The following is a 19,348-nucleotide window of genomic DNA, read 5'->3' as shown; positions in this document are numbered from 1 at the left end:
TTAACAATACCTTATATTTGCACCTTTCGAAAAAACAACATCACAATGACTACTCTAAACGAATTGAATGCTATATCGCCAATTGACGGAAGATATAGAAATAAAACTCAAAATTTAGCACCTTTCTTCTCAGAAGAAGCTTTGATAAAATACCGCGTTTTGGTTGAAGTGGAATACTTCATTGCTTTATGCCAAATTCCATTGCCACAACTGCAAGGTATTGACTCTAGTTTATTTGAAAGCTTGAGAAACATCTACAAAAACTTCTCGACTGAAGATGCTCTTTGGATTAAAGAAACAGAGAAAGTAACCAACCACGACGTAAAAGCGGTTGAATATTTTATTAAAGATGCTTTTGAGAAGTTAGATTTATCTCAATACAAAGAGTTCATTCACTTCGGATTAACGTCTCAAGATATTAACAACACGGCAATTCCGCTTTCTACAAAAGAAGCGTTTGAGCAAGTTTATATGCCAACTTTAATTGCTGTAATTGCAAAATTAAAAGAATTAAGCGTTGAGTGGAAAGACATTCCAATGTTAGCACGTACACACGGGCAGCCTGCTTCTCCTACTCGTTTAGGAAAAGAAATTTTAGTTTTCGTAGAGCGTTTAGAAGAGCAGATGCGTTTACTATTCAACATTCCGTTTGCTGCTAAATTTGGAGGAGCGACAGGAAATTTCAATGCGCACCATGTAGCATATCCACAAATTGACTGGAAACAATTCGGAAATAAATTTGTTGAAACTGATCTTGGTTTAAAACATTCTTTCCCAACCACTCAAATTGAGCATTACGATCATTTTGCAGCTTTCTTTGATGCTTTAAAAAGAATCAACACTATTATCATCGACTTAGATCGCGATATCTGGACGTATGTTTCGATGGATTATTTCAAACAAAAAATCAAAGCTGGAGAAATTGGTTCTTCTGCAATGCCACATAAAGTAAACCCAATTGATTTTGAAAACTCTGAAGGAAACTTAGGAATTGCAAATGCTATTTTTGAACATTTGGCTGCTAAATTACCAGTTTCAAGATTACAGCGTGACTTAACTGACAGTACTGTTTTACGTAATGTTGGCGTTCCGTTCGGACATACAGTTATTGCTTTTGAGGCTACTTTGAAAGGTTTAAATAAATTACTTTTAAACGAAAGCAAATTTGCTGAAGATTTAGAGAAAAACTGGGCTGTAGTTGCTGAAGCTATTCAGACTATTTTACGTCGTGAAGCATATCCAAACCCTTACGAAGCTTTAAAAGGTTTAACAAGAACCAATGAAGCAATTGACAAAAATGCAATTCATAACTTTATTTCTACTCTGGAAGTTTCAGACGCTGTTAGAGCAGAATTATTGGCAATAACCCCTAGTAATTACACAGGAATTTAATTCGGATGAAATACCGTTTTTTACTCCTTTTATTACTTGCATTCAGCATATCTATTTATGCACAAAAAAAAGTAGTTAACGGAATTGAAATAGAAATTCTAAAGGCAAAAGAACCTTCAGAATTTTCTACTCTAATGTTGAGAGGCATAAAATTTGATCAATCGCAATATAAGTACATTATGGTCAAATGTAAAGTCAAGTCAATAGAAGAAAATCATGCCCGAATAAGTGCTTTTGCGTTACTAGATACTGTTAATAAAATTAGATACCGTCTTGGAGATTATTTAGGGTACGGAGCTATGGTAGGAAATCCTGAAAGAAATTATTTCAGAAAAACAAAATCTGAAAATAAAGATTACAGTAGTAACCTGCCTCAATACAAAAGCACTGAAATAGATCAATTTGACAAATTTAATATAGCAGGTTATACTAACTCTGAAATTGCAGTCGAGTTTGGAACTAAAAAAAATCCCGATTCCAGTATTGTATATTTTGGACAAACTGTTTATAAAAACTTTAAAGCTGAGTTATTTTTCATTATTCCGCTAACATTAAAAGTTTCTACATTTAGTCTTTATTACAGGGACGTTAATGTGGGTATAGTCAAAATAGAATAAAGAACACAATTCAAAAAAAACCGAGTAATTACGCAAGGAATTTAAGAAAAACACCAAATATTTTACCAAAAAAAGCTATCTTTATCGAGATAGCTTTTTTTTATTAAATCCAGAGGCAAATCCAGATTACACTCCTTTTATTTTAATCGGAGCTCATGAATTTCATTTGAAATAAAAAACTGGATCAGCCGCTTAAAAAAAATACCACATTTTTATATGATTGCATTAAATGCCGCTGCGGAAACCACACATCATTTACAACCTTTAATTAGTGATTTAGGATTAATCCTAATGACTGCTGGAATCGCCGTTCTATTATTTAGAAAAATGAAGCAACCTTTGGTTCTGGGCTACCTAATCGCAGGATTTCTGGCCGGAAACCATTTTGATTTTTTCCCATCTATCACCGACATGAAAAGTGTTGAAGTTTGGGCAGAAATTGGGGTTATCTTTTTACTTTTTAGTTTAGGTCTTGAATTCAGCTTTAAAAAACTAATGAAGGTTGGAGGAACTTCGTCTGTCACCGCCATAACCCAGATTTTGTTTATGACCGTAATTGGTTATGCAGTCGGGCAATGGATGGGCTGGGGAAAAATGGATAGTATTTTCTTGGGTGCAACACTTTCTATTTCGTCCACAACAATCATCATCAGGGCTTTTGATGAATTGGGAGTAAAAGGAAAAAAATTCGTTGGAATTGTTTTCGGAGCTCTAATCGTAGAAGATATTGTTGCCATTTTAATGTTGGTTTTATTATCCACTATTGCCGTTAGTGATCAGGTTTCGGGCGCCGAATTACTTCAATCTGTTTTAAAACTAGTATTCTTTTTAATTATCTGGTTCTTAGGAGGTATTTTTATTATTCCAACTATTTTCAAAAAAGCAAAACATCTCTTAACAGATGAAATGCTGCTGATTATTTCATTAGCATTATGTTTAATGATGGTAATTTTTGCTTCAAATGTTGGTTTTTCTCCGGCTTTAGGTGCCTTTATTATGGGTTCTATTATTGCTGAAACTACGATGGCTGAAAAAATTGAGCATTTAATTCAGCCTGTAAAAGATTTTTTTGGTGCTGTTTTCTTCGTATCAGTCGGAATGTTAATTAACCCTGTAACTTTGGTTAATTATGCTCTTCCTGTTGCTATAATTACTTTATTGACCATTTTTGGAAAAGCCTTTAGTTCTTCTATCGGAGCTTTAATTTCTGGCCAGCCATTAAAACAATCGGTTCAAACTGGAATGAGTTTGGCGCAAATTGGGGAGTTCTCGTTTATTATTGCCACACTCGGAATGTCACTAAAAGTTACAAGCGATTTCTTATACCCAATTATTGTAGCTGTGTCGGCAATTACCACCTTTACTACTCCATTCTTAATTAAATATTCAGAAGGATTTGCCTTATACTTAGAGGCTAAAATGCCGAAGAGATGGATTAAAAACATTAACCGTTATAGTGTGAACGCGCAAGCCATTAAATCTGTCAGCACTTGGCAGATTGTTCTTCGCTCTTCAATCACACAAATAATTCTTCACACTATCATTATTACTGCCATTATATTATTGTCTTCTAAATTTGTTGCGCCATTGGTTGCCGATACAAGATTTGGAAATACATTGGCGGCTTTGCTTACGCTAGTTGTAATTGCACCATTTTTATGGGCGCTTTCGCTTCGTCGTGTAAAAGTTGATGAAGTTGAAGCGCTTTGGGAAGAGCGCAAATATCGTGGGGCACTTTTAATGCTGATTCTGATTAGAATGAGTCTTGGTCTATTCTTTGTCGGGTTTTTATTAAACATTTTCTTCTCGCCTTTGGTGGCTTTCGTTGCACTAATTATTGCAATCGGAGCTTACCAAATCTTCCCTAAAAAACTAAATGAACAATATCATAAAATTGAAAATCACTTTTTGAAAAACCTCAACGATCGTGAAAACAAAAAGATCGACAGAAGATATGCCAATTTAATGCCGTGGGACGGACACATGTCATTTTTCGAGATTAAAAAAGAATCTAATTTAGTTGGGCAAACTTTGCAGGAATTAAAGATTCGCGAACAATTAGGAATTAATATTGCTTACATAAAACGAGGTGAAGTCACCATTCCGATTCCTACCAAAACGGAACGACTATTTCCAGGCGACGAAATCTGTGTAATTGGAACTGACGCACAAATCGCAGAATTCACAAAATTCTTAACTCAAAACGAAACAGAACCACCTACAAAAGTAGAAGAAACCGATATTGTTTTACGTCAGCTTGAAGTTTCTCAAGATGAATTCATTCAAAAAAGCATTGGACAATTTAGAGCCAAAACAGACGGAATGGTTGTTGGAATTGAACGAAATGGAAATCGTATCCTAAATCCAGAATCTAGTTTGATCTTAGAAAAAAATGATATTCTGTGGGTTGTAGGAGATAAGAAAAGAATGAATGCTTTGATGGCTTTTGAAGGTGCAAAGATTCAAAGGGACAGAGGTTCAAAGATCTCGTAGAAAGTAAAAAGGCTGGGATTTTTCCAAATGGAAAAATCCCAGCCTTTTTACTTTGTCCCTCTGTCCCTTTGAACCTTTGTCCCTTAAAAGTTACTTATTCGGCTGTGGTGTCAATCTCAAATAAGGTTTTATTGGTGTGTGTCCTTTTGGGAATTTTGCTGGAATATCGCTGTCTGGAATTGCAGGCGCGATTACCACATCTTCTCCGTCTTTCCAGTTGGCTGGAGTTGCAACGCTGTAATTTGCTGTTAATTGCAAACTGTCGATTACGCGAAGCAATTCATCAAAATTTCTTCCTGTTGAAGCTGGATAAGTCAGCGTTAATTTGATTTTTTTATCTGGTCCAATAACAAAAACAGAACGCACTGTAAATTTGTCACTTGCATTTGGATGAAGCATATCGTATAGATTAGCCACTTTTTTATCCTCATCGGCAATGATTGGGAAATTTACTTCTGTATTTTGAGTTTCGTTGATATCTTTAATCCACTCTTTGTGTGAGTCTAAACCGTCTACGCTTAAAGCAATAACTTTTGTATTTCTTTTGGTAAACTCAGGAACATAATTTGCCACAGTTCCCAATTCAGTTGTACAAACAGGAGTAAAATCTGCTGGATGCGAAAATAAAACACCCCAAGAATCTCCTAACCATTCATGAAAACTAATTGGTCCTTGCGTAGTTTGTGCCTGAAAATCTGGTGCTATATCGCCTAATCTTAATGTTGACATAATTTATCTTTTTTAGTTCCTCTAAAATTAACTAAAAAATACATTTAGAAAACATTGAAAAGGTAAAAAAAAGTTAAAATTCTACTTTCTCTATCTAGTTAATATTTTACTTTAAATAAAACTCAAAATAAAATACCAGAAAGCAAGCGTAATAAAAGAAATTGGAATTCCGAAACCGATCATCATACTGCTTAATTTTGGCTTTAATCCGTACGTTGAAGCTAAGATTGCTCCCGTTATCATAGGTGCCATAGCGGTTTCCATGATCGTAATTTTTATAACTTCAGAATGCTGATTGAAAATAAAAACGTACAGCACAAAAATTATAAAAGGAATCAAAAGTAGTTTAAAGAAAAGTCCAAGACGTAAAAATTTCCAGTGCTGGCTTTTTCGATCAAAAGTCAATTGCAAGCCCACAGAAAGCAATGCCAAAGGTGTTACCAAACTACCAATTTTTAGTAATACAGACTCAATATTTTCATTTAAATTATAATCAAAAATATTCATCAAACAGGCTAAAACAAACATCAGAAATGGTGGAAACGTGATGATTTTTTTGAAAATCCCTAATGCGTTCGGACTGCCTTTTGAATAGAAAGCCGCAGTGAAAACTCCAAGTGTCGAAACCACCACAAAAGTTCCTGGCTGATCTACCAATACGGCCGTTTCCAAGCCTTTCTTTCCAAACAAAGCTTCAATAATCGGGTATCCAAGAAAAGAACTATTGCTTAATCCTGCTGTCAAGATCAAACACCCGATCAATTTATTGGACCAGCCATTTCTTCTTCCTAAAAAATGAAAAAATATAAAGGCCAAAATATAAGTAATCCACCCTGCTCCTATTGGAAACAGCAATTCGCTGCTCCATTTTATTTTAGGAATATGATATAAAGTAATGGCGGGAAGACAGAAATAAATAACAATTTTATTGAGCGTCTTATAAATATGAGTAGGAAATTGTTTTACATGCTGTAAAACTAAACCCAGCGAAAGAAAGAGAAATATTAATATAAAGTTGTTCATATCATGGCTTCAAGACAAAAATAGGAAATTATAAATTGATGGACCGAACAAATTATCGTCTGTCATTGAGTTTTTTGTTACTTTTAATATGTAATTCTAAAAAATCTATGCAGCAAATAAGGGATAATCTTGAACTAATGACCAAACTTTCTGATGAAGACTGGAACATCTTTTCCTCAAAACTTATTCGTCAGGAATTTTCAAAGAAAACAGCAATACTACAAACCGGCCATATAGAAAATTATCTTTCTTTTATAGAAAAAGGAATTCTTAGATATTATGTTCCTTCTGAAAATAAAGACCTGACGTTTACTTTTGTATTCGATGGCGAATTTACAAGCGGCTATGATTCATTTATTACAAGATTGCCCGCAAATTATACTATCGAAACCCTTGCTGACACAATTCTTTGGCGCATTTCTTACCATGATCTTCAAGACATATATGCCAAAACTAAAATTGGCAATACCATTGGACGATTAGCAAGCGAAGGATTATTTCTTAAAAAATCAAAAAGAGAACTGTCTTTGCTAAACGATTCTGCTGAGCAGCGATATCTTAATCTATTCACAGAACAGCCTCATTTAATTCAAAAAATTCCTCAAAAGTACCTTGCCTCTTATATTGGTATTACTCCACAAGCTCTAAGCCGAATCAGAAAGCGTATTTATTAACCCAGGTTCATTGTTTTAGGTTTCTTTACTGTGCAACTTTGTACTATAAAAAAAAGATATGGAAACCTTAATTGTTCTTTTCGGAGTTTTTATTGCAACGCTCCTTACTATTTGGCTCACGGCTAAACGGCTAGAATTGGCATTTTCAGGTAGAATTGCCATGGCAGCAATGTTGACATTTACTGCTGTAGGCCATTTTGCTTTTACTAAAGGAATGGCGATGATGATCTCTTTTTTGCCTTGCGCAAATGCTATCGTGATTATTACAGGAATTATAGAACTAATTGCTGCAATTGGGTTACTACTGCCAAAAACTAAAGTCCTTACAGGAAAATTGCTGATTTTGTTTTTTATCTTATTGCTTCCTGCTAACATTTATGCCGCAAGCCATAAAATCAATTTACAAACTGCCGATTATACTGGCAAAGGCTTATCGTATTTATGGATTAGGATACCAATGCAACTACTTTTTATAGCGTGGGTATATTTTTCTTCTCTAAAGAATCAATCAAAAATCAAAATAGTCAATTAAAGAAATTGTGCATCATTCATGTTAATGATGCACAATTTGTCTTGATTTTCAATTACTTTAATTAATTTTAAGTTAAAATTAATTTTTGTGTTATAAAAAGACTTAAATTTGTAACATATTTTATTACAGTATGATTTCAGGTAAATTTGCCATAACGATTCACATTCTTACTTTACTGCATAAATTCCCAAATGATTATTTATCATCGGAGTATATTGCGGGAAGTATTAATTTAAATCCTGTTTTGGTTCGAAAAGAAATTGCCAACCTAAAAGCACATCATATTGTAGAAAGTAAAGAAGGAAAAAATGGCGGTACAAAATTGGCAGTAAACGCTGCTGATCTGACTTTAAAACAAATATTCGAAATGACCTTTGAAACTATTGGTTTAGGTTTTGCAAAGAATCAGCCGAATCCTGATTGTCCTGTTGGAAAAAATATCAATCAGCATTTGGAAGTGTTATATAGCGAAATGAATCAAAACGTCAGCAAACAGCTGGAAGGAATTTCATTGGAAGATTTTTCGAATCAGTTTTAAAACTATTTTTTTACCCAAAACTGTAACATTTTTTATTACTAAATAAATTTATATATTATGAAAATCGCACTTATTGGAGCTACAGGATTTGTTGGCTCAGCAATTTTAAACGAATTAGCAGACAGAAAACATGAAATTACTGCTATTGCAAGAACTCCAAAAGATACAGCAAATGCTACTTGGGTTGCTGCAGATATTTTTAATGTTGATGCTTTGGCAGAAATCTTAAAAGGTCACGATGCTGTTGTTAATGCTTATAATCCAGGATGGACTAACCCTAATATTTATGATGACTTTTTAGCAGGTTCAAAAGCTATTCAAGAAGCGGTTAAAAATCTGGCGTTAAACGTTTTATTACAATCGGTGGAGCTGGAAGTTTGTATGTTGCTCCAGACTTGCAAGCAGTTGACACTCCAGATTTTCCAAAAGAGATTTTCCCTGGGGCCAATGCCGCAAGACATTATTTAAATATTATTAAAGAAGAAAAAGATTTAGATTGGGCATTCTTTAGTCCTGCTTTCGAAATGCACGCTGGAACCAAAACAGGAAGAACAGGAAAATACCGTTTAGGCTTAGAAAATCCTGTTTTCAATGACGAACAAAGAAGTATTTTATCTGTAGAAGATTTGGCTGTTGTTATTGCTGATGAAGTAGAAACTCCAAAACATCATCAAGTACGCTTTACAGCTGGATATTAATTTTTAAAGATGCTAAGTTTCTAAGGCACTAAGATTCTAAGTTTTTTTGCCGCGACTCGAGCGATAGCGAACAGGCGAAGCAATTCACGAATTTTCTTTTTAAAATCTTTGAGATTATTTTTTCGAATTAATTCGAATAATAATATCAGACATAGTTTTTCAAAATAAAATTCGTGAATTCGTGGCAAATCTTTTTTCAGCTCCTTTTGAGAATAACAAATTAGCGGAAATTCGTGTAATTGGTGGTAAACTAACTTTTTGAAACTGTTTTTGTTTTCTGTACTTTTACATTTCTAAAAAGTGCGTTTTGTCAAATTCTAATAAACAAACTGGCAGCATATCTGAAAAAGCTGGAATTTCACCTCCCGAAATCACCAATATTTCGGCTATTAATCAAATCAAAAGCAAACGCAGACAGCAACCGACTTCTCAAGAATTAGTTAGTGGAATTTTAGACGGAAACAGAACCTCTCTTAGTCGCGCCATTACTTTAATTGAAAGCACCAATCCAGACCATTTTGATAAAGCTGGCCAAGTTATTCAAGGCTGTTTATCTCATGCCAATAAATCAATTCGAATTGGAATTACAGGTGTTCCTGGTGTTGGAAAAAGCACTTTTATTGAGGCTTTTGGAAAACATCTGACACAATTAGGAAAAAAAGTAGCGGTTTTGGCAGTTGATCCGAGCAGTTCGCTTTCTCACGGAAGTATTCTAGGCGATAAAACTCGAATGGAAGAATTAGTTAAAGATGAAAATGCTTTTATCCGTCCAAGTGCTTCTGGCGAAACTTTAGGCGGTGTGGCACGAAAAACAAGAGAAACTATTATTCTTTGTGAAGCCGCAGGGTTTGATACTATTATTATAGAAACTGTTGGTGTTGGCCAAAGCGAAACTGCTGTTCATAGCATGGTCGATTTCTTTTTACTTTTAAAAATATCTGGCGCTGGCGACGAACTTCAAGGTATTAAACGCGGTATTATGGAAATGGCAGATGCTATTGTCATTAATAAAGCTGACGGCGATAATGTAAAAAAGGCTAATCAGGCGAAATTGGAATTTAATCGCGCTTTGCATTTATTCCCTCCAAAAAAATCAAATTGGCAACCAAAAGTTACTACTTGCAGTTCAATGACAAAAGATGGCATTCCTGAAGTTTGGAATACAATTTCCGAATATTTTGAAATGACCAAAGAAACAGGATTTTTCCAAGAAAAAAGAAATGAGCAAAACCATTTCTGGATGATGGAAACCATCAACGAACAATTGAAACAGAATTTCTATAACCAGCCTGATATAATTTCGCTTTTGGAAGAAAGTAAAAAAGCAGTGCAAAACAATGAGATTTCATCTTTTGCAGCTGCTTCTGAGTTATTAAAATTGTATTTTAATAAAGGTGCAAAGGTTCAAAGTGACAAAGGTTCAGAGTAGAAAAAAGTCGCTTTGCTCCTTTTAATTCCTTAACAATCTCTATACACAATCTTGTCATTTCGAACGGAGTCGAGAACCCGCAAAGCATTTCAATTTCACTAAAAAAAGAAAAAGGTCCAAAGTATAAAACCTTTGAACCTTTGTCCCTTTGTATCTTTGAACCTATTTTTTAGCTCTAAGCTTATACTTACTTTCTTTATACAAATTTCCTGCCGTAATCACGTGTGCTAAAGCATCTTTTGCTAAATCTTCGTTCAGTTTCACAGGAACTAAAGTTGTATCGTTTTTAATTTCAAATTGTAATGGCTTCAAATTTGGCTGCATAATGACAACCTGATTCTCGACTCTAAATGCATTGATATCATTAAACTGCATGATAGATCTTCCTTGTACTTTTGGATCCAATTTACTTAGATTTCTACCTACCATTGGCGTTTCAAACGGAAGTCCTAAATAGCTTAACAATGTTGGCGGAATATCAATTTGACTTGCCAATCTATCATAAACAGCTCCTTTTGGAACTCCTGGTCCCATAATAAATGCTGGAATATGAAATTTATTAATTGGAACTAAATTTTTACCATACGTTCTCGTATTATGATCGGCAATTACAATAAAAATTGTGTTTTTAAAATATGGTTCTTTTTTAGCCATTTCAAAGAATTTCCCAATAGAAAAATCAGCATATTTCATGGCATTATTTACTGTATTAGGCTTTTTATCGTAAGGCTTAATTCTTCCTGCAGGATATTCAAAAGGCTCATGATTTGAAGTCGAGAACATTAAAGAGAAAAATGGTTTGTCTCCTTTTGACTTGAAATACTGATTGGCTTTGGTCACCAAATCTTCATCAGAATATCCCCAAGTTCCTTTGAAAGCATATTTATTTCCGTCTGATTCAAAATCGGATTGGTCAACGATATCTGTAAAACCATTTCCGTTAAAAAACGAAGCCATGTTATCAAAATTGGCCATTCCTCCATAAATGAAACTCGTGTCGTAACCTTTTTGTTTTAATGCATCTGCCAATGTAAAAAATCCTTGCTGGGAGTTTCCAAGCTTTACAACACTTTCTGATGGCGAAGGCAAAAATCCAGTTACTACTGCTTCAATTCCGCGAACACTTCTAGTTCCTGTACAATATAAATTGGTAAATAATGTTCCTTCTTTTGACAATTTATCAAATTCAGGAGTTAATGGTTTTCCTCCTAAAATTCCAACATATTCTGCACCTAAACTTTCTTGCAGAAAAATCACCAAATTGTATGGCTTTTTCATAACAGAATCTGGCTGCTGTACATGTAAAAACGGAATATCCTTATCTGTAAAATCACTTGGACCAGCAATCATGTATTTTTTTACACGAGCAATCGCTTCAGCTTCATCCATTTTACCATACATTTTAGTATTTCCCTCATTCTTTATTGAATACGCCGCAAATGCCACCGTATAAAATGAATTTAATCCCAAAGTATTCGTTAATTGATCTGTAGAAAAAACAGCATTACTGGCATTAATAGGACGTTTTGAAGTCAGACTCGAACGTGCTCCAAAAAACAATAAAAAAGCCACTAATGGAAATACCATTAATTTGAATTTGTATTCTGTACTTGTAGTATAGAATAATTGTTTTCCTTTTTTGAAAGCAAAATAAACTACAACTCCCAAAATCAAGAATGTTACAATGATAGACGTCAGATAACTTTTTAAAAGCATTCCAACTACTTCTTTTGGATAAATAAGGTAATCTAAGAAAATCTTATTCGGACGTGTATCATATTGTTTCACAAAATCTGGTGAAGCTAATTCTACAAATAGAATTAAAAACAGAAATAGAAAACTATAAATTACCAGAAATTTATTGGTAAACTTTATCGTTTTATTTGGCAAAAAAGTAATTAACAATGCTGGAAGAAACGACAAATAACAAAGCAATATCAAATCCATTCGAAGACCGATTGGAAAAATATACCAGAAATCTGGTGTCTCCACTACTCTTTCTTTAAAAAGAAAAAATAAAAAGATTCGACTTAAAGTGGTGATCAATAATCCGATTAATATAAAACTGAAAATAGGTTTTAAGAAACGTAAATTTTTCATTAAATATAGTATAAGAACGTAAGGTTAGAAAAACAAATTACTCTTCGTAGCGGTTAATTTCTCTGTCATAAAACTCATTAGCCTTTTCGATTAAATCTTCCATTTCGGCGTTTAATTCTGCTTCGTCAAGATCTTCTGCTTCTTCTAAAAATTCAACCTCATCATCTTTCAAATTGATAATGAATCTTGGATAATCTAGGTGAATGATAAAAATATCATCTGGAAAGTCAGTATTATCTCCAAGTAAAAATTTAGGTAATTCCATATGTGTTTATTTTTTAATGGTTATTATTTTCAGCCACAGATCTGTGGTTTATTTTTCTATTCAAATTTAGTCATTTGAAACTGAATGAGTAATCAATCTCTTTGTCAAGTAATGAAAACGAATGTACAGACAAATCGCTGCCGCGGTTAATCCAGCCAAAAGTCCGATCCAAACACCTTGAGCCTTCAATTCGGTGTGTTCTCCTAAATAATACGAAATCGGAAAACCAATAACCCAATAAGCTACAAAAGTAATGTACATTGGAATTTTTACGTCCTGTAAACCACGCAATGCTCCTAATACTACAACCTGAATTCCATCAGAAATCTGGAAAACTGCGGCAATTAGAAGCAATTTTGAAGCAATTCCTATTACTTCTTCGTTATCTAAAATCTGTCCTGTATTTTCCATGTTCAAGAAAATATAAGGCAGATAATCGTGGAAAACGATAAAGAAAATTGCAAAAACCGTCTCTAAAATTATAGCAAGCAAAAAGATAGAACGCGCTACAACGATCAGTTTTTTATAATCCATTAAACCTCTTTGGTTACTTACACGAACCATAGAAGTTACGCTTAATCCCATTGCAAACATAAAAGTCATAGAAGCCAAACTCAGTGCAATCTGATTTGCTGCCTGACTTGTTTTTCCGATATTTCCGCAAAGCCAGATTGAAGCTGTAAATAAAACCACTTCAAAAAGCATCTGCATTGCTGAAGGAAATCCGATACTGATAATCTTATTTATAGTGGCTTTTTTTATTTCATTAAAACTAAATCCTTTGAAAAAGCGTTTTAAATCATCTCTTCGCGAAAGCATAATATGCATGAACATTACTAGAAATATTCTAGAAATTACAGTACCAAGCGCTGCACCGATAATTCCCATTTTTGGAAAAAACCAAATTCCGTAGATTAAAACATAGTTTATAGCCACGTGAAGTACATTAGCCATTACCATCGCATACATAGAATATTTGGTCAATGACATTCCGTCAGCAAACTGTTTATAGCCTTGGTACATTACCAAAGGAATCAAAGAAAAAGCCACCCATCCTAAATAGGGTTTAGCAAGCACAATAACATCCGCAGGCTGTTTTAACAATTCCATAATTGGTTTGGCAAACATAATTACGGTAAAAAGCACCAATCCTAAAATTGTACATAGAAATAATCCATGATGAAAAGCAGATCGAATTTTAGTATCATTTTTTTCTGCATCACCTTCGGCAACAATTGGTGTAATTGCTGTAGAGAAACCAATTCCTAAAGACATGGCGATAAAAATCATACTGTTCCCAAGCGAAACTGCCGCCAGTTCTGTACTTCCTATTTTACCAACCATTATATTATCGACAATACCAATTAAGGTATGCCCAACCATTCCTAAAATAACAGGATATGCCAATCTTAAATTATACGAAAACTCTTTAGTGTACTGCTTTAAATTCACTTCTATTCTATTTTGTGCGCAAAGATAGTCAGAAGCTTCGAATTCTATCCTATCTATAAAAATATATCCCAATTTTAAGACAAAAATAAGACGAACTCAATATTATGTAACGATTTTTAAAAATTGTATAACAAACTCCAAACGCCTCCAATATAATTTTACATTATAGAAATTTCAAAAATATAAGCCATGAAAAAATTACAGATGTTATGCCTAGCTGCTTTCACATTTTTATTTGCCAACACCACATTTGCTCAAGAAACAGAAGCAACAAATTACGATCAAGGTTTTAGATTAGGTTTTGGCTTAAATGGGGGATTGCCAACCGACAATGATTACGACTGGTCTCTTGGGGGAGACGTTCGTTTACAGTATGATCTTTCCAAAAAAACATCTTTGACCTTAACTACAGGATTTACGAATTTATTTATGGGAAAAGATGATCTTGGAAATGACATAAAAGATCTTGGATTTATTCCGGCCAAAGCAGGTTTTAAAGCTTTTGTCTTAAAAGATCAATTTTATGTTTTAGGAGAACTGGGTGCAGGTTTTGCTGTAACAAATGGTTACGATAAAACAACTTTTTTATGGGCTCCAGGAATTGGTTATGCCAACAAGTACATCGATCTAAGTGTTCGTTACGAAGATTATCATGACTTTAGAACCAATCAGGTAGCATTGCGTGTTGCTTATGGTTTTCAACTCTAAAAAAATAGGTTTAATTTATTATTTTGTTTTTGGTAAAAACCCGATAGTCTGAATGGTCTGTCGGGTTTTTTATTTATTCATACTGAATTGTAGTGATAGTTTTTATTTCATTATTTTTCCTCATTGTAATTTTTATTGGATAATTCTCAGAATTATATTCATAGTCATACTTTTCATTCTCCCCTTCATTATTATAACTATAAACGAGATTGTTTTTGCCACTAGAAATAATCTTCAAATAGGCTTCTGAGTATAATAAAGCAAATGAATTGTATTTATCATCATAAGCTTTATAGAATGTTTTATGATTTGAAGATGCTCCTTTATATTTTCTTTCAGAAAGATTTCCTTTTTTATCGTACAAATATATTTCTTCGGCTACTGTTTTGCCTGCCTCTGTAATTTGACATTTTACAATTTGCTTCAAATCATTATAACTGTACACTTTCTGCACCTTTCTCTGCCCATTGCTTTCTATAGCATTCACAATTAAATCTTTATCATAATTATAAACTCTTAAAATAGAAATTTCATTTACACTATTTAAAGGCTTGATGTACTCGATCATTTCCTTAATTTTCCCATTTTCATATTTTACCTCAACATTTCCTGTAAACTTATCATCAATTTTAGATTCAATTTTAGAAATCAAATTATTCTCATAAAAAAAAGTTATAATCTCCTCTCCTTCCAGCATTCCATTTGTATAATATTTTGCAACTTTTTTCACTAATTTCAAAGAATCTTTAGTAATTGAAGAATCCATTTCCATTTTGAGTTCGTTTGCAGAACAGGCAATACTCGCAATTACGAACAACAAAAAAACTTTTTTTTTCATATCGCTGGTTTAAATGAAATGTTAATTGAACAGAAAAAGGCTTTTAAATTGGTTAATTTCTATAGGTGTTAATCTTAAGGAATTTCAGCCTTTCATTTTCCATTCATAAAAATACTAATTTTTACCAAGCATTTTCTGCCATTAATTACAATACTTTTCATAAATTTCTTTTCAAATTATTTGTATTACTATCAGAAATAGAGACTTATTTTCAAAACTACATTCTTGAAAAAATTCGTGTTAGCGATATTATTTCAGTTTTTCCCCTAATTCTTTCTTATACAACTCAATATTAATTGCCGTTTTCTCGTCCAGCTCTGGTTCTTTAATATCCGTGTGTTTTTTCATTTCTTCCCAGATAATTTTAGCTACAATATAGCGTGACATTTCTTTATCATCGGCTGGAACAATGTACCATGGCGCATGAGCTGTAGAAGTTTTATTGATCGCTTCCTCATAATACTTCATATATTCATCCCAATAGCCGCGCTCTTTCAAATCGCCTGGCGAAAATTTCCAATTGTGTTTTTCTTCTTCCAAGCGTCGCAATAAACGCTGTCGCTGTTCTTCTTTGCTCAAATGCAAATAGAATTTCATTACGATTGTTCCGTTTTGGCAAATATGTTTTTCGAAATTATTGATCTGTTCAATTCTATTTTTCCAGAAATCGGGTGTTATATCATCTACAGAGTTAATATCCGGAAGATTTTCAGAAAGTACATATTCTGGATGCACGCGTGTTACAAGAACATTTTCATAATGCGTTCTATTAAAAATCGCAAACTTTCCTTTTTCTGGAAGTGCAATATAATGACGCCATAAATAGTCATGTTCCAGTTCTGTCGAAGTTGGTGTTTTAAAACTATGCACCACTACCCCACGCGGATTAAACTCCTTAAAAACTTCTCGTATCAAACTATCTTTTCCTGAAGTATCCATTCCCTGCAGGCAAATCAAAACGCTGTATTTGTTGTGCGCATACATTACGTCTTGCAAATCGCTCAATTTGGCTTGAACCTTATCTAATTTTTCCTCTTTTTCGTCGTCATCGGCTTTGATATTTAAAACAGTCGGAATTTCTTTGAGCTTTATTTTATCTACAACTTTAAAATCTTTTGGATCTATTGATTTCATATTTTCAAATTTTATATCATAAATATACTACTTTTACGAAGCATACTCCTGCTATCCATTGCAATACTTTTCAATAAATAGCTTTTTTCCAAAGCCATAACAAGAGCTTCCGTTGGTCGCTTTCTTATGTCAGGAAAAAATGCAATTTCTTTTCAAAGTATTTCCATTACTATCAGGGCTAGGCACTTATTTTCAAAACAACATTTCATGGAAAAATTCACATTAGAAATATTATTTCAAATTATCGGAATCGGCTCGGCATCGGGATTATTTTATAACAATGATGCACTTTACGTAATTGGCGACAACAGCGGATTCTTATACGAATACAATATGCAGAATCAGCAACTAAACCAACATGCTTTAATTGATAATCCAACACAGAATATTCCAAAAAACTTAAAACCCGATTTTGAGTCTATTACACATCATAATGATACGCTTTATGTTTTTGGTTCAGGTTCAACCGAAAACCGAAACAAAATGATTGAGTTTGATTTGAAATCAAAAACTGTTTTACAGAAAAATAATTTAGTCGATTTATATGCTGTAATGCAGAATTTCGGAGAAATAAAACCAGAAGATTTCAATCTAGAAGGCGCTATTTTTGATGGCGAAAACTGGTATTTATTCAATCGCGGCAATGGCGTTTCAAACAAAAACACCATTTTTACCATTCACGCCAAAAATCTAGGAGAAGAATTTGCTCTGATTTCGGTTAATTACAAACTACCGAAAATAAAAGGTGTTCGTTCTAGTTTTACCGATGCTGTTTTGGTCGACGATAAAATCTATTTTCTCTCAACTGCCGAAGACACAAAATCGACTTATGATGACGGAGAAATCTTAGGAAGTTTCATCGGAAGAATTGACGTAAAAACCATGAAAATAGATTTCACTCAAAAAATCACCTCAACCAATAAATTTGAAGGTCTGACTTTCTATAAAAAAGAAAACAACAAAATCGAGTTTTTGCTTTGCGAAGATAATGATACAGAACTTTTAGAAACTAAGATTTATAAATTGGCTTTGCCGATTAAGTAGAGACGCACCGCAGTGCGTCTCTACAGTAAAAAAACCTTTGTAACTTTGTTTCTTTGCAACTCTGAACCTTAAAAAAATATTTTTTTCACCCCCGTCCCAACCTTTTTATCTTTTTTACTCTCTATATAAGAAAGACAACAATTGTGATAAACGAGACTCAAATAGCAAACTGTAAAAAAATGCACCGCGATGCCCAGCGTCAGGTGTACGAATACATGGCGCCAAAGTTGTACCGCCTTTGCAAAAGATATTTAAAAAAGGAAGAGGAAATTGAAGAAGCTTTGGCCGATTCTTTCTTTACTATCTTCACCAAACTAGATCAGTTAAAAGAAGCTTATGCTTTTGAAGCTTGGGCAAGACGTATAACTGTAAATCACTGTTTGGCGACTATTCGTAAAGAAACCAACTTTAATATGTATTTAGATGATGTGAAACTACTTTCGCAGCCTTCTGTCGACGAACTAAATACACTGGAAGAAGAAGATTTACTGAATTTATTAAACCATATTCCTGATGGCTGTAAAACTGTGTTTAACCTTTTTGTCATTGAAGGTTTCTCACACAAAGAAATAGCCGAAATGCTGAAGATCTCTGAAGGCACCTCAAAATCACAATTGAATGCCGCTAAGACCAAACTGAAAGAACTGGTTAATAAACTGTATTATCAAAAAGCAAAATAGTCATGGACAATCAAGATAAATTATTCGATAAAATAAAAGAAGCTTCGCAAAGAGCCGAGTTTCAAGACTTTTCAGGAATGGAAAAAGTCTGGGCGCGCGTAGAAGAAAAACTGGATAAAAAAGAAGACAAAAAAACAATTGCATTATGGAAAAAAATAGCTGTTGCGGCTTCTCTTCTATTATTGCTTTCTTTAGGATTTCAGTTTTTACATTCTAATAAAGAAACTGTAACAGAAACTCCAAAAGTAGTTTTTGAAGAAAAAGAAACAAAACAGTCCCAAATTGAAGCACCAGTTGTAAAACAAAATGATGCAACTTCTTCAGAAATAGTTTCAAACGAAGAAGCAGTTAAAATTTTAGATAATCAAACTAAAAACAAAGAACGAGTTGCTGTTCAAGAACTAGCAACTCCTCAAACAGGGCCAGTTTTGTCTGCGCCAGCCCCAAATATTGCTGCAGAGGCTGTTGTTTCTGCAAATGCGCCTCTTAAGAGTGAATATTATGAAGAAGAAAATAATATCGTTTCAAAAAAAGAAGTGAGTTCAGACATGGGTTATTCAAGCTATCCTCAAAGAGAATCTGCAAAAGTTGCTTACTCTGCAGCGCCAACACAGAGAGCTAAAAAAAGCAGCCCTTTAGTAGTTCTTAACGGAAATGCATTAGCGCACAGCGACGATGCAAAAAAAGACAAAATGATTCAGAACGAACTTCCGAATCTACAGCCAGAAAATCTAGATTCCCTTGTAGTTCTTGACGAACCTTTATACATCATCGATGGTATCTACTATTCAGAAAATGATTTATTCGGCAAAAATCCAACAAGTCCTTATGCGCCTCTTGACAAACAAGACATTAAAACCATTACTATTTTACAAGACCTTGAAGCGACCGAAAAATATGGCGAAAGAGGTAAAAAAGGAGTTGTTATAATCACTACAAAAAACGGAAAACCAGCTCCGAAAAAATAATCTAATGCTTTGTCAAAGTCTGCAGCTTTGACAA

Annotated in this window: 18 protein-coding genes and 1 pseudogene; 12 read left to right on the top strand and 7 right to left on the bottom strand. The window is 33.7% G+C overall.

Translation table 11 applies throughout. The features are described 5' to 3' along the window. The first annotated feature begins 45 nt into the window (after positions 1-45). From purB to ABXT06_RS20245, 3 genes are all read left to right on the top strand, one after another. Positions 46-1,392, top strand: a complete 1,347-nt coding sequence (gene purB, locus ABXT06_RS20255; RefSeq protein ID WP_354592364.1) for an adenylosuccinate lyase — start codon at positions 46-48, stop codon at positions 1,390-1,392. A gap of 5 nt (positions 1,393-1,397) precedes the next feature. Then, on the top strand, positions 1,398-2,009 hold the full coding sequence (locus tag ABXT06_RS20250; RefSeq protein WP_354592363.1) for a hypothetical protein: 612 nt from the start codon (positions 1,398-1,400) through the stop codon (positions 2,007-2,009). Between the two features lie 216 nt (positions 2,010-2,225). Continuing rightward, positions 2,226-4,502, top strand: coding sequence for a cation:proton antiporter domain-containing protein (locus tag ABXT06_RS20245; protein WP_354592362.1), 2,277 nt, complete (start codon positions 2,226-2,228; stop codon positions 4,500-4,502). Between the two features lie 90 nt (positions 4,503-4,592). Here the strand turns inward: ABXT06_RS20245 and ABXT06_RS20240 are convergent, their stop codons facing one another. Together ABXT06_RS20240 and ABXT06_RS20235 are read right to left on the bottom strand one after the other, a co-directional pair. Continuing rightward, complete coding sequence (locus tag ABXT06_RS20240) at positions 4,593-5,231, bottom strand: peroxiredoxin (protein ID WP_109194642.1); 639 nt, start codon at positions 5,229-5,231, stop codon at positions 4,593-4,595. Between the two features lie 111 nt (positions 5,232-5,342). Further along, complete coding sequence (locus tag ABXT06_RS20235; protein WP_354592361.1) at positions 5,343-6,254, bottom strand: AEC family transporter; 912 nt, start codon at positions 6,252-6,254, stop codon at positions 5,343-5,345. 107 nt (positions 6,255-6,361) lie between these two features. Between ABXT06_RS20235 and ABXT06_RS20230 the strand changes: the two genes are divergently transcribed. From ABXT06_RS20230 to meaB, 5 genes and pseudogenes are all read left to right on the top strand, one after another. Beyond that, entirely contained in the window at positions 6,362-6,928 is a 567-nt protein-coding gene (locus ABXT06_RS20230) for a Crp/Fnr family transcriptional regulator (RefSeq protein WP_354592360.1), read from the top strand. A 58-nt stretch (positions 6,929-6,986) separates the two neighbouring features. Next, positions 6,987-7,460, top strand: a complete 474-nt coding sequence (locus ABXT06_RS20225) for a DoxX family protein (protein WP_354592359.1) — start codon at positions 6,987-6,989, stop codon at positions 7,458-7,460. Between the two features lie 130 nt (positions 7,461-7,590). Further along, on the top strand, positions 7,591-7,998 hold the full coding sequence (locus ABXT06_RS20220) for an RrF2 family transcriptional regulator (RefSeq protein WP_111363950.1): 408 nt from the start codon (positions 7,591-7,593) through the stop codon (positions 7,996-7,998). A gap of 57 nt (positions 7,999-8,055) precedes the next feature. Continuing rightward, positions 8,056-8,696: pseudogene (locus ABXT06_RS20215) on the top strand (NAD(P)-dependent oxidoreductase). 307 nt (positions 8,697-9,003) lie between these two features. Beyond that, complete coding sequence (gene meaB, locus ABXT06_RS20210; RefSeq protein WP_354592358.1) at positions 9,004-10,125, top strand: methylmalonyl Co-A mutase-associated GTPase MeaB; 1,122 nt, start codon at positions 9,004-9,006, stop codon at positions 10,123-10,125. Positions 10,126-10,287: 162 nt separating this feature from the next. Here meaB and ABXT06_RS20205 read toward each other — a convergent pair whose 3' ends face one another. The 3 genes from ABXT06_RS20205 to ABXT06_RS20195 form a co-directional block, all read right to left on the bottom strand. Next, positions 10,288-12,225, bottom strand: a complete 1,938-nt coding sequence (locus tag ABXT06_RS20205; RefSeq protein ID WP_354592357.1) for an LTA synthase family protein — start codon at positions 12,223-12,225, stop codon at positions 10,288-10,290. A gap of 37 nt (positions 12,226-12,262) precedes the next feature. Further along, complete coding sequence (locus ABXT06_RS20200; RefSeq protein ID WP_095931090.1) at positions 12,263-12,490, bottom strand: DUF8828 family protein; 228 nt, start codon at positions 12,488-12,490, stop codon at positions 12,263-12,265. Positions 12,491-12,556: 66 nt separating this feature from the next. Continuing rightward, on the bottom strand, positions 12,557-13,942 hold the full coding sequence (locus tag ABXT06_RS20195) for an MATE family efflux transporter (protein WP_354592356.1): 1,386 nt from the start codon (positions 13,940-13,942) through the stop codon (positions 12,557-12,559). A 189-nt stretch (positions 13,943-14,131) separates the two neighbouring features. On the opposite strand from ABXT06_RS20195, the gene ABXT06_RS20190 reads away from it, so the two are divergent. Then, the gene (locus tag ABXT06_RS20190) at positions 14,132-14,650 is read left to right on the top strand and encodes a hypothetical protein (protein ID WP_111378405.1); all 519 of its coding nucleotides are present in this window, start codon (positions 14,132-14,134) and stop codon (positions 14,648-14,650) included. A 73-nt stretch (positions 14,651-14,723) separates the two neighbouring features. Here ABXT06_RS20190 and ABXT06_RS20185 read toward each other — a convergent pair whose 3' ends face one another. Together ABXT06_RS20185 and ABXT06_RS20180 are read right to left on the bottom strand one after the other, a co-directional pair. Then, a complete protein-coding gene (locus tag ABXT06_RS20185) occupies positions 14,724-15,488 on the bottom strand; it encodes a hypothetical protein (protein WP_354592355.1) in 765 nt (254 codons plus the stop codon). A 249-nt stretch (positions 15,489-15,737) separates the two neighbouring features. After that, positions 15,738-16,622, bottom strand: a complete 885-nt coding sequence (locus tag ABXT06_RS20180; RefSeq protein WP_354592354.1) for a PPK2 family polyphosphate kinase — start codon at positions 16,620-16,622, stop codon at positions 15,738-15,740. A gap of 207 nt (positions 16,623-16,829) precedes the next feature. Between ABXT06_RS20180 and ABXT06_RS20175 the strand changes: the two genes are divergently transcribed. From ABXT06_RS20175 to ABXT06_RS20165, 3 genes are all read left to right on the top strand, one after another. Further along, positions 16,830-17,666 carry a DUF6929 family protein gene (locus ABXT06_RS20175; RefSeq protein ID WP_354592353.1) on the top strand — a complete coding sequence of 279 codons (837 nt, stop codon included), beginning with the start codon at positions 16,830-16,832 and terminating at the stop codon, positions 17,664-17,666. Positions 17,667-17,845: 179 nt separating this feature from the next. Continuing rightward, positions 17,846-18,346 (top strand): RNA polymerase sigma factor, encoded by a 501-nt coding sequence (locus ABXT06_RS20170; protein ID WP_308853616.1) that lies wholly within the window; start codon positions 17,846-17,848, stop codon positions 18,344-18,346. A 2-nt stretch (positions 18,347-18,348) separates the two neighbouring features. Beyond that, complete coding sequence (locus ABXT06_RS20165) at positions 18,349-19,314, top strand: hypothetical protein (protein WP_354592352.1); 966 nt, start codon at positions 18,349-18,351, stop codon at positions 19,312-19,314. Positions 19,315-19,348: the final 34 nt, after the last annotated feature.

Source organism: Flavobacterium sp. UW10123 (genome assembly GCF_040538975.1).
Taxonomy (GTDB): domain Bacteria; phylum Bacteroidota; class Bacteroidia; order Flavobacteriales; family Flavobacteriaceae; genus Flavobacterium.
The sequence above is the reverse complement of the archived record's forward strand: the minus strand, read 5'-3'. Positions and strand labels throughout refer to the sequence as shown.